Genomic DNA, 14979 nt, shown 5'->3' on the forward strand with positions numbered 1-14979 from the left:
TCGGGTCGCGACGGCAACCGTGCCGAAAAGCGTTGTGACGCCGACTCACTCGACGGCGAAATCCTCCACCGTGACCACAACGGGAATCCGGACGACACGCGCGAGCGTCTCCTGGACGGCGTGGACGACGGAGTCGGGATCTCCCGGACAGCGGACCGTGATGTGCACGGCGCAGGACTCGTGCCCCACCACCACGCCCTCGATGCGTCGACCCGGCAGCAGCGTCACGGCCTCACCGAAGAGGCCGGAGTGCAGGCCGGCCACACCGGGGACCGCGAGCACCGCCGCGGCGATGAGGTCGGCCTCATCGGGCTCGAGCGGAGCGGTCATCCGCTCAGTCTGCGCTCTGTCACATTCCGACCGGCCTCCGGCCTTCCCGCATTCATCGTGGCTGCGCGCCGACGTCCGGAGGTCGGCCGGTGCCGGGGCGGTAGATTGTCACCGTGAACGTCGCGCTGATCGACTCGGGCCTGGGGTCGTTGCCCACGGCAGCCCACCTGCGTCGACTGCGCCCGTCGCTCGACCTTCATCTGTACCTCGACCCGGACAACGCGCCGTGGGGACCCAAGCCCACCGCGTGGACGGAGGCGCACGTCGTGGAGACGGCGCGGCGCGCCGTCGACGGTGGAGCCGAGGTGGTGGTGCTGCCGTGCAACACCGCCAGCGTCATCGCGCTCGACGCGACCCGCGCGGCCCTGGGGTCCACCCCCGTGGTCGGGACGGTCCCGGCCATCAAACCCGCTGCACTGCAGTGTGACTCGATCACGGTGTGGGCGACGGCGGCGACCACCGCGTCGTCGTATCAGGCGCGCTTGATCGCGGAGTTCGCGTCGGGTCGCACGGTGTCGGCCGTCGCGTGCCACGGACTCGCCGATGCCGTCGACCGCGGTGATCTCGCGGCCGTCAGCGCGGCCATCGCGTCGGCAGCGGCGCGGACGCCGGACGACGTGCAGGGCATCGTCCTGGGGTGCACCCACTATCCGCTGGTAGCGGACGAGATCATGGCGGCGCTGCCGCCGGGTGTGCGGATGTTCGACAGCGCCGAGGCCGTCGCGGCCCAGACTCTGCGCCGCCTCGACGAGGTGTCGTCGCCGCGTGAGGGACACGGGAGCGTGTCGGTGACCCTGTCGGGACGCGACGGTTCCCTCCCCGACAGTGCGTTGCGCTTCGCGGCCGGGCGATCGCTCGCGGTGCCCGCGACGCTCTGACGCCGTCACCGTCCCGGGAATGAGGAGTCGGTGGGGGGAGTTGGACCCACGGTGACGACGACCGAGGTGCGACCCCAGTCCTGGATGACCCCCGTTCGCTCGTTCTGGGTGGTGGCACTCGTGTTCTTCACCGTCATGGGATCGTCGGCGGCGCCGTCCCCGCTGTACCCCGTGTACCAGTCCCGATGGGGATTCGGCGCGTCGACGCTGACCATCGTCTTCGCCGTGTACGTCTTCGCACTCCTCGCTGCTCTGCTGACCGTCGGGTCGCTGTCCGACCATCTCGGCCGTAAGCCCGTGGTCGTGGCGTCGCTGCTCGTGCTGATCGCCAGCCAGGTCGTCTTCGTGTTCGCCGACGGGGTCGGCTGGCTCATCGCCGCGCGCGTCGTGCAGGGCCTGGCGGCCGGCGCGGCCATGGGTGCTCTGACCGCCGCGATCATCGATCTGCAGCCGACCGACCGTCTCGGCCCCCTGGTGAGCTCGGTCGCACCGGCCTTCGGGTTGGGAGCAGGCGGTATCGCCGCAGGACTGCTGGTGCAGTTCGCGCCGTTCCCCACCACGCTCGTGTACGTCGTGATGATCGTCGCGCTGGTCGTTCTCACGGCGCTCGTCGTCGCGGTGCCGGAATCTGCGGTCCGGGCAGGCTTCGACGACCGTCGACACGTCGTGCGGGTGCTGACGCCGACCCTCGGGCTGCCCGTGTCGATCCGTTCCCGCTTCTGGCCGGTCGTCCCCGCGCTCGTCGCGACGTGGTCGCTGGGTGGGTTCCACCTGTCGCTGGGCCCGTCCATCATGGGCACGGTCTTCGATCTCCGCGGCGCCGTCGTGGGCGGGCTGGACATCTTCACGATGTTCACGGCCGGAGCGATCGGTGCCGCGTCCGCCCGCACCCTGCTTCCGCGCACGGCCATGACCGCCGGTGCACTCACCCTCGCCACGGGCATCGTGGTGAATCTCGTCGGGCTGCACATCGCGTCGGCGCCGCTGTACTTCGTCGGGACCGCGGTGTCCGGGTTCGGCTGGGGCGCGACGTTCCTCGGCGCGATGAGCATCATCGGCGCTCTCGCACCGCCGGAGCATCGCGGCAGTGTCTTCGCCACGACGCTCGTGCTGAGTTACCTCGCCTTCAGCGTGCCGGCCATCGTCGCGGGTGTGGCGATCCACTCGGCCGGTCTCCTCGTCACCGCGACGGTCTACGGGGCGGTCGTCGTGGCGCTGGCGCTCGGAGCCGTCACGACGACGGTGCTCCGCTCACCCGCGCGCGTCTGACCCGCAGGCGTCCGTTCCAGCGCTGCGCGGACGGGCTCCATGAGGAATATTGGTGTCCCATGACGTCTGCCGACACCGTGACCGGACGTGCGCGCTTCACGCGCGACGAGATCCCCCGGCTCCTCGGCCTGGCAGCAGTGCTCGTGGCGCTGCACGTCGTCGGGTGGGGACTGTTCCTGCACTACGACTCGATCCCGGCGATCCACGGCCTCACCGGCGCGGACGGCACTCTCGTCTACGCGGGCGCCGGGGTGCTGGCCTACACGTTGGGCATGCGGCACGCCTTCGACGCCGACCACATCGCGGCCATCGACGACACCACCCGACTGCTGCTGCAGAAGGGCAGGCGGCCCCTGGCGGTCGGACTGTTCTTCTCGCTCGGGCACTCGACGGTCGTGTTCGCGTTCGTCGGCGCGATCGCGTTCGCCGCATCGCGCGCGACGGACTTCCGGGACGCCTTCGCGGACACCGGCGGCATCATCGGCACCCTCGTCTCCGGCACGTTCCTCTACCTCATCGCGGCTCTGAACCTGGTCGTCCTCGTCGGCATCGTGCGCATGTGGCGGGCCGCGCGGCGCGGACAGTTCTCCGACGAGACGCTCGACGATCTCCTCGCACGCAGAGGACTGCTCAATCGGATCTTCCGCGGCCGCTACGACCGGATGATCAGCCACTCGTGGCAGATGTATCCGCTGGGGCTGCTGTTCGGCCTGGGGTTCGACACCGCCACGCAGGTCGGTCTGCTCGCCGTGGCGGGCACCAGTGCCATCGCCGGTGGCCTGCCGCCGATGGCCGTCATCGCGCTGCCGGTGCTGTTCGCGGCCGGCATGTCGACGATGGACACGCTCGACGGCGTCTTCATGTCCAAGGCGTACGGCTGGGCCTTCGTCACGCCGGTCCGGAAGATCTACTACAACATCACGATGACGGGCCTGTCGATCTTCCTCGCCCTCGTGGTGGGCACCGTGCAGATCCTGTCGTTGCTCGGTGAGGAACTCGGACTGTCCGGCGGCATCTGGGATGCGGTGGCGGCGGTGGATCTCACGCTTGCCGGCCAGATCGTGGTCGTCGTGTTCGTGGTGGTCTGGATCGGCTCGATCGTCTACTACAAGGCGGCGCGTATCGACGACCGGTTCGAGCGGGCGGCGCGGGAGGCGTCGGCGAGCTGACTCGCGCGCGTCATCGGGCGACGATCGCGTCGTGCAGTTCGGCATGATCGTCGAAGTACACGGTTCGGCTACCGAAGTGCTGCCAGGTGTCGCTTCCCCGCCCCGCCACGACGACGGTGTCCCCGGCCGCCGCCTCCGCCACGGCGTGGTGGAACGCTGAGCGCCGGTCTGCGATCTCCACCACCCGGACGCCCCGATCACCGGACCGGGCGCCGCGGACGACGTCGGCGCGAATCGAGTGCGGATCCTCGCCGTTGGCGCTCTCGTCCGTGACGACGATGTCGTCCGCATAGGCCGCGGCGACCGTGCCCAGCTCGACGCGCTTGCCCACGTCACGGTCACCGGTCGCCCCGATGACCAGGATGAGGCGCCCCGGCGTGATGCGCCGCAGGTACGGCAGGATCGCGCGCTGGCCGGACACGTTGTGCATGTAGTCGACGAGGGCGGTGAAGTCCTGGCCGGCCGACACGGTCTCGCACCGGCCGGGAATGCTGTGCAGCGCCGAGATGCCGGCGGCCGCACGCTCCGCGTCAACACCGCCGGAGACGAGGGAGGCGAGTGCGACCAGAGCGTTCGCCACCTGGTGTGGGCCCAGAACCTGCAGCGAGAGCGGGATGTCGCCCACCGGAGTCCGGGCGAGGAACCGGGTGCGGTGCGTCGTGCAGTCGATGCGATCGGCGCGGAAGTCCGCCGAAGGATCGGACACCGAGCACGTCACCGTCGGCACCGCGCACTCCGACGCGAGCCGCCGCCCGTACTCGTCGTCGATCATGACGACGGCTCGTCCGGTGCGGTCGGGGCTGAACAGCGAGGCCTTCGTCCGGAAGTACTCCTCCATCGAGCCGTGGAAGTCGAGGTGGTCCCGGCCGAGATTGGTGAAGGCGGTGACGGCGAAGTCGACTCCGTCGACGCGGTGTTGGGCGATGGCGTGCGACGACACCTCGAGGGCGGCGGCCGTACATCCGTTGTGGACGAACGTCGACAGTGTTCGCTGCAGGACCGTCGCCTCGGGAGTGGTGCGTACCGGGGCCTCGTCGCTCCCGGCGCCGCTGACGGCCACCCCGGAGATCATCCCGGCACGATGACCCGCAGCGCGCAGGCCGGCGTGGTGGAAGTGCGTCGTACTCGTCTTGCCGTTGGTACCCGTCGCCCCGAACACGGCCATCGACGAGGACGGGCTCCCGTGGAACCACGCAGCCAGCGGACCGACGACGACCCGCGGATCCGAGACCACGACGCTCGGCAACCGGGTGCCGGGCCTGTCGCTGAGCACGGCCACCGCCCCGGCGCGCTGGGCGTTCTCCTCGAAATCGAGACCGTGCCAGCGTGTTCCGGGGAGTGCGACATACAGATCGCCGGGCCGCACCGCACGCGAATCGTCACAGAGATCGTCCACCGTGACCGGCTCGGCGGGACCCGCCACCGATCCCCCCGCGCGGTCGGCGACGTCGAGGAGGGACCTCGCCGCCTGGCCACCGGCATGCCGGATCGGACGGCGGGACACGACACTCACCAGGATGCGGTACCCGAAAGTAGAACGCTCAACCACCTCGGTGCGGCACCCGGGACACTGGAGAGGTGAGCGCAGCCGACGGAGACTCCACACAGGCCCGAGTGGTGCTGAGGACCATGCCCGACGATCGACTTCCCGAATGGGTCGAGCGCAGCCGCGGCGACTACCGCGCCGATCGCGTCCGGGCGGGTGACACCCTCGAACAGGCGACCGACAACGCCGAGCAGAGTTTCTCCGCCTACTTCCCCGACGGTCGTCCGGCACCGCATCATCAGGTGTACGACGTGCTGGACGACGAGACCGTGGTGGGGTCGCTGTGGATCGGGCCCCAGTCGATCGCGACCACGACCGACTGGTGGGTCTGGGACATCGCCATCGACGAGCGGTTCCGGGGTCGCGGTCTCGGCCGGGCGGCGATGCTCCTGGCGGAGGACGCGGTGCGGGAGAACGGCGGAACGGTGCTCGGCCTCAACGTCTTCGGCTTCAACACGGCGGCGCGTCGGTTGTACGAGTCGCTGGGCTACGACACCGCGTCCCTCCGGATGCAGAAGGTTCTCCGGGAGGACGCACGATGAGCGTGGACGAGCCGGTGGTGTTCGACCTCACCGCGGCGCGCGACGAGTTCACCCGCTTCATGATGTCCTATCGCTTCGGCATGCAGGAGCTCACCACCAAGATCGACATCCTCAAGGACGAGTTCACGCACCTGCATTCCTACAGCCCCATCGAGCACGTGGTGTCGCGGCTGAAGACGCCGCGCAGCATCGCCGAGAAGGCCGTGCGCAAGGGGATTCCGTTGACGTTCCAGGCGATCCGCGCCGGTCTGTTCGACATCGCCGGCGTCCGGATCACCTGTAGTTTCATCGCCGACACCTATGCGGTGAAGGAGATGCTGGCGTCGCAGAGCGACATCCGAGTGCTCGAGTTCGAGGACTACATCGCGAATCCGAAGCCCAACGGGTACCGCAGTCTCCACCTCACTATCGAGATTCCGGTGTTCCTGTCCGACCGCACGGAGCACGTCTTCGTGGAGCTGCAGATCCGGACCATCGCGATGGACTTCTGGGCCAGTCTCGAACACAAGATCTTCTACAAGTACGACGGTGAGGTGCCGCAGCGCCTGCGGGACGAGTTGCGCGAGGCGGCGATGGCCGCGGGCACGCTCGACATCACGATGGAGCGACTGCACGCCGAGGTGGTCCGTCTCGGCGACGCCCGCACGGACGCCGGTCCCGACTACGAGGAGCTGTTCCTGCGCTCGCTCATGCCGGGACTGGCGCCGGATCCGCGGTCAGGCGGGGACGTTCCGCACCCGTAGCGAGGTCTTCGTGGCCAGCACCCAGTAGAGGGCGAAGCCGATGCCGCAGCCGATGCACCAGCTGTACTGCGCCGCGGTGTGCATTCCGGTGAGGGTGCCGCCCGTGAGCACGGGGAACATCGCGAAGACGGCACCGACGGCGGTGGCGATCAGCGCGGCCGGATTGTAGCCCTTGGCGTAGTGGTACGTGCCGCTCTCGTCCATGGTGAACAGGTCGTCGACGATGACCTTCTGCTTGCGGACGAGGTAGTAGTCCGCGATGAGGATGCCGAACAGCGGTCCGATGAACGCTCCCGGGGTCTCCAGCGTGTAGTGGATGACGTCGGGATTGTCGTAGAGGTTCCACGGCGTGATGGGCACGGAGCCGAGGGCGGCGATCATGCCGCCGGCGCGCCAACTGATCTTCTGCGGGCTGACGTTGGAGAAGTCGAAGGCCGGCGAGATGAAGTTCGCGACGATGTCGATACCAATCGTGGCGATCGTGAAGGTCAACGCGCCCAACACGATCGCGAAAGTGCTGTCGATGCGCGCCACCGTCGTGACGGGGTCGGTGATGAGCTCGCCGAAGACGGGAACGGTGAGGGACGCGGTGACGACGACGAGGATCGAGAAGAGCAGGAAGTTGACGGGCAGGCCCAGGAAGTTGCCGCGCTTCACGGCGGCGTAGCTCTTTCCGTAGCGCGAGAAGTCGCCGAAGTCGAGCATCGGACCCGAGAAGTAGGAGACGACGAGTGCGATCGCGCCGAGCATGACGGGCACCGCGGCGAACCCCGTGTAGGTGACGTCGCCGAGGTTCAGGTCGATGGCGCTCCAGCCGGCTTCGTGAATCAGGTAGCCGCACAAAGGAACATGACGACGTAGACGGCCGGGCCGCAGAAGTCGATGAACGTGCGGATGGACTCCATGCCGCGCCAGAAGACCGCCGCCTGCAGGACCCACAGGAGCATGAAGCTGCCCCACCCCAGAGTGGACAGTCCCGCGAAGCCGTGGAGGTCTCGTTCCGCCCACGGACCGAGCGCCGGGAACAGCTTGATCAACACGATGTCGAGCGCGGCGGAGGCCAGGAAGGTCTGGATCCCTTACCACGCCACCGCGATCAGTCCTCGGATGATGGCGGGAACGTTGGCCCCGAGGACGCCGAAGACCGATCGGCAGATCACCGGGTACGGGACGCCTGCGACCTGACTGGGCTTGGCCACCAGGTTGCAGAAGACGTAGACGATCGAGATGCCGACGAGGAGGCAGACGAGCACCTGCCAACTGGCCAGTCCCAGCGCGAAAAGGCTGCCCGCGGTGACGTATCCGCCCACGGAGTGCACGTCGGACATCCAGAACTCGAAGATGTTGTACGACGACCAGGTAGGTTTCCGGGTCCGGTCTGTCCGGTTCCGGCTCAGGAGAGTAGGCCGGAACCCGCCGGAAGCGTCGCGATGACGTCGTTCAGCCGCTCGGTGTGGTGCCCTGCCGCCGCCAGGAGTGCCGCCGAGTCGCGGTCGACGAACGCGCGGACCATGACGGAGTGATCGTCGTTCAACGCCGCGCGGTCCGCACCCTTCACGTGCACCATCGGTTGGACCGACTCCGTGACGTTCCACGCGACGTCGAGCATGTGGAGCAGGCGGTACATCCGGGACGGCGCGGTGAGGGCGACGTGGAACTCGCGGCTCAACCGGTGGTAGCGCCGGGGATCGTCGTCCGCGATCGAGGATCGGAGGTCTCGCTCGATCTGTTCGGCACGACGCCGTTCCCCGTCGGTGGCGGCCTCGGCCGCCACCGCGAGGGCGGCGTTCTCGAGCACCTCCCGAACGATGTACATCTCGCGCAGTTCCTGAGACGTCAACTGCGCGACCGTGTATCCGAGGTTGGGTCGATGCGACACCAGGTTCTCGCCGATGAGGGTCTTCAGCGATTCGCGCACCGGGATGCGGCTGACTCCGAACACGTCGGCGACGTCGCCCGGGGGAATGGGCGTTCCCGGCGGGGCGTCACCCGAGAGGATGACCCGGCGGAGTTCGGTGAGGATCTCCTCCTGTGAACCACCAGCGACGTCGCGGGACAGTGTCGCGAGCAGGGCCGAGCGGCGACGCGGCGGCATCGTGACCCCTTCTGCGAACCGGGACGGGACATGGCGACTCTAACCGGGGGAGTCGTCGGGTGCTCACGGGTCGCCGCCGCGGTCGTGACGTCGTGTGGTGAACGTTCACGTCGGCGGGCGCTGCTGGATCGGGCCGGCCGAGTGGCGGTCGGGTCTGCCGCTCGGACTCGCGCCGCAGGATTCGTGGCGGCCGTCGATCGTCGGGTGAGGGTCCGATCCGCGGAGCCTGATACACGTGAACCTCAACTCTCGCTTGACAGTCGAGACCTGCACGTGACCCGGTTCGGGTGGAGGGGCGCACGAGCAGCGTCGATGCACGCAGCGCGCGGAGTGGATGTCCCTCGAACGGACCACAGCATGATTCCTGTGGCGACGGGTGTTCGTGCGGATCCTGCCCGACTTATGACAAATACCGAGGGAGGCCCTTACGATGGCCGGATGCGCGACGGTCGTCTTCCCGATGGATTCGGAGTGCGTATCGATCCTCGGGTGCGGACTCTCTCGAACGGTCGAGTTCTCATCGGCGGATCGCCCACCAGGATGGTGATGCTGGCACCCGCTGCGGCCGCGATGATCGGCGACGGATTCCTGCGGGTGTCCGATCCCGATTCCGCCACGGTGGCGCGTCGACTGCTCGACTCCGGTGTCGCGAACCCTCGGCCGATGAGCACGCCGTCCGCAGCGGACGTGACGGTCGTGATCCCCGTCCGCGACAACCACGAGGGATTACTGCGGCTGATGCGGGCGCTGCGTGGTCTTCGCGTGATCGTCGTCGACGACGGGTCACGCGTTCCCGTCCGGCACGCCGACATCGTCGTGGACGATCTGTGCGCCTCGGTCGCGGTGGTGCGGCACGACACGCCGCGAGGGCCGTCCGCGGCTCGCAACGCCGGCCTCGCCGCGGCCACGACCGACTTCGTCGCCTTTCTCGACTCCGACGTGGTGCCGCGCAAGGGCTGGCTCGAAGTCGTCCTCAGTCATTTCTCGGATCCCTCCGTCGGGCTCGTCGCTCCGCGCATCGTGGCGCTCGAGCCGGAGGGCAGCGCACTCGCCCGGTACGAGCGCGCACGGTCCTCCCTCGATCTCGGTCGGCGCGAGGCCCCGGTCTTCGCAGGTGGTCCGGTGTCCTACGTCCCCAGTGCGGCGGTGGTCGCGCGACGCCGTGCGGTGCTCGACAGCGGGGGCTTCGACGAGGCTATGCACGTGGCCGAGGACGTCGATCTGTGCTGGCGACTGCAGGACGCGGGATGGCGTCTGCGGTACGAGCCGGTGGCCCGCGTCGCCCACGATCACCGAGTCACATTGCGAGAGTGGTTCGGCCGCAAGCTGTTCTACGGTACCGGTGCCACCGAGCTGGCGTCGCGTCACCACGGGAAGGTGCCGCCCGTGGCCATGGCGCGCTCGACACTGCTCGCGCTGCTGCTGGCGGCGTCGGGCACACGTGCGGGCATGATCGGCGCGCTGGTCACGCTGATCACCACGGTGGTCCGGCTGCGTCGGCTGTTCGTCGATCTGGATCACCCCACTCGCCTCGCCGCGGTGTTCGCGGCGCGCGGAACCGTCGGGGGCGCTTGGCAGTTGGCCTCCGCGGCGGTGCGGCACTACTGGCCCGTCACGCTGGTGGCCGTGCTGTTCTCCCGGCGCATCCGACGTCTGGCTCTGGCCATCGCGGTGGCGGAGGGTGTGCGGGACTGGGTCGAGCACCGGGAGCCGGGCGGACTCGGTCCCGTGCGCTATGCGGCGTACAAACGCATCGACGACGTCGCCTACGGCACCGGGCTCTGGGTGGGCGCCGTCTCGCACCGCGACCCCCGTGCCCTGGTGCCGCGTCTCGGCAAGTGAGAGGCTCTGCCACCGCTCTGTGAGCTGGGTTACAGTGGAGACCGGGCAGGCCGGACGCCGGTCGAGGCCGGCGACGGAAGCGGGGTCTGTGGTGACGGTCAATCCGTGGGTCGCGATGAGACCCGGGGACGATGCGGCCACGCTCGCGCGCTCCGTCTCCCGCGCTCACGAGACCTTCGTCGGTCCGGGTCTGTCGACCGTGGGACTCGCTCGTCCCGTCGACACCCACTCACCCGTGCGGTCCGTCGTTCTCGACTCCTGGCTGCGCAGCCGCGACATGGGCGTCGATCCCGACCGTGGTGCCGACGATCTTCTCGACGACGTCACGCTCGCGCAGTACCGGGCCGATCACCCCATGTCCGTCATCCGCCCGGTGGTGCGCAAGCTCCTCGTCGAGGACGCCGCCGACACGGGCCTCCTCGTGGCCATCACCGACGCGTCGGGCCGGTTGCTGTGGGTCGAGGGCGACACCGCGGCGAAGGACCGCGCGAACGCCATGAACTTCACCGAGGGCGCCGACTGGAGCGAGGGCCGAATGGGCACCAACGCCCCCGGCACCGCGTTGGCCATCGACCACTGCGTGCAGATCTTCGCCGCCGAGCACTTCTCGCGGCCCGTGCACGAGTGGAGCTGCAGCGCCGCCCCCGTCCATCACCCCGTCACCGGCCGCATCCTGGGGGCCATCGACATCACGGGCGGTCCACGCGTCGCGGTTCCCGAGGTGCTCTCGTTGGTCCGTGCGACGGTGGCGGCGGCCGAGTCCGAACTGCGATTGCATCTGCTCGAGTCCCCGCGCCCCGATCTCGACACCGGAGTCCGTCTCGAGGTGCTCGGAGCCGGGCGCCCGTCGTTGGTCCGCGGCGGCGAACGCGTCGCCCTGTCCGGACGGCACGCCGAGATGCTGCTGCTGTTGCGGGCACATCCCGAGGGGTTGAGTTCCGACCATCTCGCCGTGCTGCTCGACGAGAACGAGCTTGACTCGGTCACCGTTCGAGCCGAGATGTCGCGCCTGCGCAAGGTTTTCGGTGCCGACGGCGTGGCCTCGCGGCCCTATCGACTGGTGGCCGAACTGTCGTCGGACGTCGAGGACGTGCGGGCGGCACTCGACCGTGGGGACGTCGATGCGGCGCTGCGGCTCTACTCCGGCGTGGTGCTCCCGTCGTCGTACGCTCCGGGTATCGCGGAGATCCGCGAGGAGTTGCGAGTGCGCGTCCAGGCGGCGCTGCTGCGGTCCGGTGACCCCGTGCTGCTGGCGCGGTGGACGGCGTCGGTGCACGGCCGCGAGGACGCCACCGCGTGGTCGGCCTACCTCGCCACGCTCAGCCCGTCCTCGGCGTTGTACGGGCAGGTCCAGGCCCGCCTCGCCCTGCTGGGCTGACCGAGTCGGTTCTGCAACGGTCATGCAACCGTCGTCGTTCTAGTGTCCTGCATCACAGCCCCCGATGACCGTGGGGGTGGATCACCGATGAAGGAGCATGTTCGATGACTGTCTTCGCCCGCCCGGGTACGCCCGACGCCGCCATGTCTTTCGAGGCCCGCTACGACAACTGGATCGGCAACGAGTGGGTGGCTCCGGTCAAGGGTCAGTACTTCGAGAACCCGACGCCCGTCACGGGACAGAACTTCTGCGAGATCGCGCGCTCCACCGCCGAGGACATCGACCTCGCCCTGGACGCCGCACACAAGGCCGCGCCGGCGTGGGGCAAGACCTCGCCTGCCGAGCGCGCCGTCATCCTGAACAAGATCGCCGACCGCATCGCCGAGAACCTCGACTCCATCGCGCTCGCCGAGTCGTGGGACAACGGCAAGCCGATCCGCGAGACGCTGAACGCCGACATCCCGCTCGCGATCGATCACTTCCGCTACTTCGCCGGATGCATTCGCGCGCAAGAGGGTTCGCTGTCCGAGATCGACAGTGACACCGTCGCGTACCACTTCCACGAGCCGCTCGGCGTCGTCGGCCAGATCATTCCGTGGAACTTCCCGATCCTCATGGCCGTGTGGAAGCTCGCCCCCGCACTCGCCGCCGGCAACGCCGTCGTGCTCAAGCCTGCCGAGCAGACTCCCGCGTCGATCATGTACCTGATCAGCGTCATCGGCGACCTGCTGCCTCCGGGCGTGCTCAACATCGTCAACGGCTTCGGCACCGAGGCCGGCAAGCCGCTGGCGTCGAGCCCCCGCATCAAGAAGATCGCCTTCACCGGTGAGACCACCACCGGGCGCCTGATCATGCAGTACGCCTCGCAGAACCTCATCCCGGTGACGCTCGAGCTGGGCGGCAAGAGCCCCAACATCTTCTTCTCCGACGTGTTGTCGCAGAACGACGACTACCAGGACAAGGCCCTCGAGGGCTTCACGATGTTCGCCCTCAACCAGGGCGAGGTCTGCACCTGCCCGTCGCGTTCGCTGATCCAGGAGGACATCTACGACGACTTCCTCGCACTCGCCGCGATCCGCACGAAGGCTGTCCGCCAGGGTGATCCGCTGGACACCGAGACGATGATCGGAGCCCAGGCCTCGAACGACCAGCTCGAGAAGATCCTGTCCTACATCGAGATCGGCAAGGGTGAGGGCGCCAAGATCGTCACCGGCGGTGAGCGCGCAGAACTCGGCGGTGACCTCAACGGTGGCTACTACGTGCAGCCCACCATCTTCACCGGCAAGAACAACATGCGCATCTTCCAGGAGGAGATCTTCGGGCCCGTCGTCTCGGTCACATCGTTCACCGACTACGCCAACGCCATCGAGATCGCCAACGACACGCTCTACGGCCTCGGCGCCGGTGTCTGGTCGCGTGACGGCGGCGTCGCCTACCGCGCCGGCCGCGACATCCAGGCCGGTCGTGTGTGGACCAACACGTACCACCAGTACCCGGCCCACGCGGCCTTCGGTGGCTACAAGCAGTCGGGCATCGGCCGCGAGAACCACAAGATGATGCTCGACCACTACCAGCAGACCAAGAACCTGCTGGTGAGCTACGCCCCGAAGGCTCAGGGCTTCTTCTGATGCAGCCGAACCACGGGTCGGCACCGCCTCCGAGGCTCAAGGCAACCGCCGGGGCGATGGAGCTTCTCCGTCGCCTCGGCGGGCTCCACGGCGCGCTGATGATGCATCAGAGCGGCGGATGCTGCGACGGGTCGTCGCCGATGTGTTATCCCGCAGGCGAATTCATCGTCGGGGACCGCGACGTCCTGCTCGGGCTCCTCGACCTGCGCGCGGAGGTCGGCACCGTCGCGGACGACCTGCCGAGCGACGGCGACGCCGTTCCGGTGTGGATCTCCGGGTCGCAGTTCCAGGCGTGGAAGCACACCCAGATGGTGCTCGACGTGGTGCCGGGCCGGGGCAGCGGCTTCTCCCTCGAGACGCCGGAGGGGTTGCGGTTTCTCAGTCGTGGCCGGGCCTACACCCCCGAGGAGAACGCGGAACTCGAGTCGCAGGACCTCATCACCGGCGCGCAGTGGGAGGAGGGCGCTCGCCCGCCCGTCCCCACCGAGTCCATCGTCGTCGCCGAGGCCGCGGACGCCTGCCCGGTGCCGGGGATGGCGATACAGGGTTGACGTGAATCCGGTGCAGAAATCGTCGCTCAGCGAGCGATTCTGCACCGGATCTCGTCCAGCACCGCCGCGGGACGCTCGACGAGGTCCGCCCACGTGTAGCGAAGCACGGTCCAGTCCCGGCTCAGGTCGTTCTGTCGGCGCCGGTCGCGTCGGAAGGCGGTCACATCCGAATGGAACGCCCATCCGTCGATCTCGATCGCCAGCCCTACTGCCGGGAAGGCGAAGTCGATGACGTACGCGCCGAAGCGGTAGTTCGCGATCCAGCCGGTCATACCGGCGGCGCGCAACAACCTGATGAACAACCGCTCGGCCTCCGACCGGGCACCACCCTCGGCGGCGCGCAGCATCCGTTCGGCTGCGGCGGCTCCACGGCGGCCGGCGTTGCGAGAGTGTGCGGCACGCAGAGCCGACACGGTCGTGTGTCTGCCGAGTGCCCGGTCCATCACGGCGATTCCTCCAACCGGGTCGACGGATGCCTCGAGCACGGTCAGTGCCAGAGCCGTGACTCGAACGCCTCTGCGCACGACGACGTCCGAGTAGGTGAGGTCGCGACGCCGTACCCGGGTACCGCTCAGAGCGTGGCTTCGCCCCCGGCGAGGGGTGGTGACGTCGACGATGCGGGGTGGTGTGGTGACGAGGTCGAGCCAGAACGCAGCAGTCATACCGGACGCGGTGGCACCTGCGCCCGAGCCCCACACCGCACTGCGGATACGTGCCCGGTCGGTGAACTCGCGGTCGTTCACGAAGTACACGTTGGGCGCCACCCGGATCCAGACGCCGCCACGCACACGGCGGTCGATACTTTGACGCGACAGACCGCATGCGATGGCCTGCGCTCCCGTGATCACCCCGTCCTGGCTTCCGATCACCTCGTTCAGCATGCGAGATGGACGGTTCTTCGCTCCGCGAGGTTCCCGTTCGCCCGAATCCGGTGCGGAAATCGTCGCTCAGCGAACATTTCTGCACCGGATCGGCAAAACAGCAGCAACGTCCCCGCAACACGGCAGT

General features: G+C 68.5%; 13 protein-coding genes and 1 pseudogene. 9 read left to right on the top strand and 5 right to left on the bottom strand.

Features of this window, described 5'->3' with window-relative positions; all coding sequences use genetic code 11:
- Positions 1-45: 45 nt before the first annotated feature.
- Positions 46-330 (bottom strand): hypothetical protein, encoded by a 285-nt coding sequence (locus HQ325_RS14065; RefSeq protein ID WP_027504619.1) that lies wholly within the window; start codon positions 328-330, stop codon positions 46-48.
- Positions 331-443: 113 nt separating this feature from the next.
- Here HQ325_RS14065 and HQ325_RS14070 point away from each other — a divergent pair, with 113 nt between their 5' ends.
- Genes HQ325_RS14070 through HQ325_RS14080 form a run of 3 tightly spaced genes read left to right on the top strand, consistent with a single transcriptional unit; the run spans position 444 to position 3646 of the window.
- On the top strand, positions 444-1208 hold the full coding sequence (locus HQ325_RS14070) for a glutamate racemase (RefSeq protein ID WP_222630426.1): 765 nt from the start codon (positions 444-446) through the stop codon (positions 1206-1208).
- A 51-nt stretch (positions 1209-1259) separates the two neighbouring features.
- Positions 1260-2477: an MFS transporter gene (locus tag HQ325_RS14075; protein ID WP_308014441.1), complete on the top strand. Its 1218-nt coding sequence runs from the start codon at positions 1260-1262 to the stop codon at positions 2475-2477.
- A gap of 59 nt (positions 2478-2536) precedes the next feature.
- Positions 2537-3646: a HoxN/HupN/NixA family nickel/cobalt transporter gene (locus HQ325_RS14080; RefSeq protein WP_222630428.1), complete on the top strand. Its 1110-nt coding sequence runs from the start codon at positions 2537-2539 to the stop codon at positions 3644-3646.
- 10 nt (positions 3647-3656) lie between these two features.
- On the opposite strand, the gene HQ325_RS14085 is transcribed toward HQ325_RS14080, so the two are convergent.
- A complete protein-coding gene (locus HQ325_RS14085; protein ID WP_308014440.1) occupies positions 3657-5159 on the bottom strand; it encodes a UDP-N-acetylmuramoyl-L-alanyl-D-glutamate--2,6-diaminopimelate ligase in 1503 nt (500 codons plus the stop codon).
- Between the two features lie 65 nt (positions 5160-5224).
- Here HQ325_RS14085 and HQ325_RS14090 point away from each other — a divergent pair, with 65 nt between their 5' ends.
- Positions 5225-5734, top strand: coding sequence for a GNAT family N-acetyltransferase (locus HQ325_RS14090; RefSeq protein ID WP_308014439.1), 510 nt, complete (start codon positions 5225-5227; stop codon positions 5732-5734).
- Positions 5731-6477, top strand: coding sequence for a GTP pyrophosphokinase family protein (locus HQ325_RS14095; protein WP_081821128.1), 747 nt, complete (start codon positions 5731-5733; stop codon positions 6475-6477). Before HQ325_RS14090 ends, HQ325_RS14095 begins: the two co-directional genes overlap by 4 nt.
- On the opposite strand, the pseudogene HQ325_RS14100 reads toward HQ325_RS14095, so the two are convergent.
- Both HQ325_RS14100 and HQ325_RS14105 read right to left on the bottom strand, forming a co-directional pair.
- A pseudogene (locus HQ325_RS14100) lies at positions 6451-7874 on the bottom strand (NCS1 family nucleobase:cation symporter-1). The gene HQ325_RS14095 and the pseudogene HQ325_RS14100 sit on opposite strands and share 27 nt — an antisense overlap.
- Entirely contained in the window at positions 7871-8572 is a 702-nt protein-coding gene (locus HQ325_RS14105) for a GntR family transcriptional regulator (RefSeq protein WP_222630429.1), read from the bottom strand. The pseudogene HQ325_RS14100 and the gene HQ325_RS14105 overlap by 4 nt, the downstream one beginning before the upstream one ends.
- 438 nt (positions 8573-9010) lie before the next feature.
- Between HQ325_RS14105 and mftF the strand changes: the two genes are divergently transcribed.
- The 4 genes from mftF (at position 9011) to HQ325_RS14125 (ending at position 13971) form a co-directional block, all read left to right on the top strand.
- Positions 9011-10414 carry a mycofactocin biosynthesis glycosyltransferase MftF gene (mftF, locus tag HQ325_RS14110; RefSeq protein ID WP_222630430.1) on the top strand — a complete coding sequence of 468 codons (1404 nt, stop codon included), beginning with the start codon at positions 9011-9013 and terminating at the stop codon, positions 10412-10414.
- 115 nt (positions 10415-10529) lie between these two features.
- Positions 10530-11792: a transcriptional regulator gene (locus HQ325_RS14115; protein WP_222630431.1), complete on the top strand. Its 1263-nt coding sequence runs from the start codon at positions 10530-10532 to the stop codon at positions 11790-11792.
- 104 nt (positions 11793-11896) lie between these two features.
- Positions 11897-13420: an aldehyde dehydrogenase gene (adh, locus tag HQ325_RS14120; RefSeq protein ID WP_222630432.1), complete on the top strand. Its 1524-nt coding sequence runs from the start codon at positions 11897-11899 to the stop codon at positions 13418-13420.
- A gap of 56 nt (positions 13421-13476) precedes the next feature.
- Complete coding sequence (locus HQ325_RS14125) at positions 13477-13971, top strand: DUF779 domain-containing protein (protein ID WP_222630433.1); 495 nt, start codon at positions 13477-13479, stop codon at positions 13969-13971.
- A 26-nt stretch (positions 13972-13997) separates the two neighbouring features.
- On the opposite strand, the gene HQ325_RS14130 is transcribed toward HQ325_RS14125, so the two are convergent.
- Positions 13998-14852, bottom strand: coding sequence for a type IV toxin-antitoxin system AbiEi family antitoxin domain-containing protein (locus HQ325_RS14130; protein WP_222630435.1), 855 nt, complete (start codon positions 14850-14852; stop codon positions 13998-14000).
- Positions 14853-14979: the final 127 nt, after the last annotated feature.

This window comes from Rhodococcus sp. BP-349 (assembly GCF_019835845.1).
Classification (GTDB): domain Bacteria; phylum Actinomycetota; class Actinomycetes; order Mycobacteriales; family Mycobacteriaceae; genus Rhodococcoides.